At 53.1% G+C, this 1,671-nt stretch carries 2 protein-coding genes; both read left to right on the top strand.

Translation table 11 applies throughout. The features are described from left to right. The first annotated feature begins 468 nt into the window (after nucleotides 1-468). Entirely contained in the window at nucleotides 469-804 is a 336-nt protein-coding gene (locus AC3B8H_RS21095; RefSeq protein ID WP_488443471.1) for a YegP family protein, read from the top strand. A gap of 57 nt (nucleotides 805-861) precedes the next feature. Beyond that, nucleotides 862-1,476 carry a hypothetical protein gene (locus AC3B8H_RS21090; RefSeq protein ID WP_488443470.1) on the top strand — a complete coding sequence of 205 codons (615 nt, stop codon included), beginning with the start codon at nucleotides 862-864 and terminating at the stop codon, nucleotides 1,474-1,476. Nucleotides 1,477-1,671: the final 195 nt, after the last annotated feature.

The following is a 1,671-nucleotide window of genomic DNA, read 5'->3' as shown; positions in this document are numbered from 1 at the left end:
AAGCCACCTTGAGTGACCAGTAAAATGAATTCAATAACCACCAGGGCATTGCCGCTGTAGAATCTTCCATGGTTGGATATATTTTAAAGACAAGCCGCATTCCCGCCGGTGCGACCTAAACCCAGCCCCCTTTCTGGGAAGACAAGTTCCATCCTTTCCAGGTCCCGCGCCCAGCGATGACTCTCGCTTGGCAAGCCACTGTCTCCGCACCCGCCGTAGCGTGTTCTATGTCGCTATCGAATCGCCGCCGTTGTTGTGTCGCAAACCCGACAATTGCATTGTGGCTCCCGGCTCGCCTACTGATTTCTAAGGATTTTTTCTTGGCACAATGCTTGCGTTTGGATGAATAACGTCCGCCGCGTACCCAGGTTTTCTGCCCGCGTAGCTATTGTGGTGCTTTTCTGGACTAGAAAATCCGGCATTCGAACGACGACGATTCCATCCAACCCACAAACTCCGGAGCAGATCATGCCAGCGACCTTCGAACTGAAAACCAACGAAGACAATCAATATGTATTCAACTTTCTCAGCAGCAAGGGCGAATTGATCCTGATGAGCGGCGATTACCCCAATAAGGAAGAAGCGATACAAGGCATTAAGGAAGTCCGGACCGGCTCGCTAATGAGCCACCAAATCGCCGCCAGCCGGGTGCCCGAGGGCGATACCTTCTTTGTCATCAAGGATTCCGCCGGCAACATCATCGTTAAGAGCGTTTTATATAACTCGAATATGCTGTTCGACAATGCCCTGCACACGGTCAAGGATAATGCCTGCATAGCCGAAATCGTCGATCTGACCGCCTAAGTCTCGCGTCCGAGCGATTGTTCATTTTTTACCAGACAGTAATGAGGTATCGACACCATGGCAGGCGAACTTAAAATTGTTCGGGAATTGGCAACGGTTTGCGTCACCGCGGGCGAGTTGGCCGCGATCGCACGCATCATTAAAGACGAGCTGAAAAAGCCGGCCTTTGTCGAACAATTCGACAAAATGGCGGACGCAATTGACGAATGCTACGCCATCACGGTTACGATTCTGCAGCCCTGGCTCGATATTGCCAGCGAAGCCGAATTTTGCGAGAAATTCGATGCGCTACATGCCGACTACAAAGCCACCTATCTGACGATCACCAACCGGCCGCGTCTGGCTTCCGACCGGGCGTATATCGAGTACATGCTGCTACGGGAATTCAAGGAAACCCAGACGGCTTATCCTCTGCTGAAAATGACCTTCGCCCGCCTCGATGAATTCATCGACAAATGGATTACCAACGATGCTTGGCTGGCGATGACCATCGAGAATCTGGTAAAAATGCTGCATCGCTACCTGAACGAAATCGCCGAACTCAAGCAAAAAGACCCGACCGACGCCTTCGCCATTTACCGAGCCTTGATGCTGGCGTTTCGTCCGTTCCACGCCTTGCTGGAAGCCGCGGAAGCCAAGGCCGAGCCGCAACGCCTGGAAAGCACCGGTTAGACCGAATAGTTAAAGCATTTCCGCCGTCGATCGCCCGCGCAGCTAGAATGGCAAGCCGCCGCGCCCGATCGACAGGTTTTTCGTTCCGGCCTAGGTCCGGAACACCCGCCTTCGAATAAGCGAAACACCATCCGTATCCTCGGCGCATTCGATTGCTTTCGGCGCTGCCGTGCATAGGAACGTCTCGAACCAAAC

This window comes from Methylomonas sp. BG-2, assembly GCF_057766305.1.
This window is presented reverse-complemented; position numbering and strand designations above follow the sequence as displayed.

Excerpts from the sequence above, each read along its gene's own strand:
- AC3B8H_RS21090 (WP_488443470.1), top strand. The coding sequence starts at position 862 with ATGGCAGGCGAACTTAAAATTGTTCGGGAATTGGCAACGGTTTGCGTC.
- AC3B8H_RS21095 (WP_488443471.1), top strand. The coding sequence starts at position 469 with ATGCCAGCGACCTTCGAACTGAAAACCAACGAAGACAATCAATATGTA.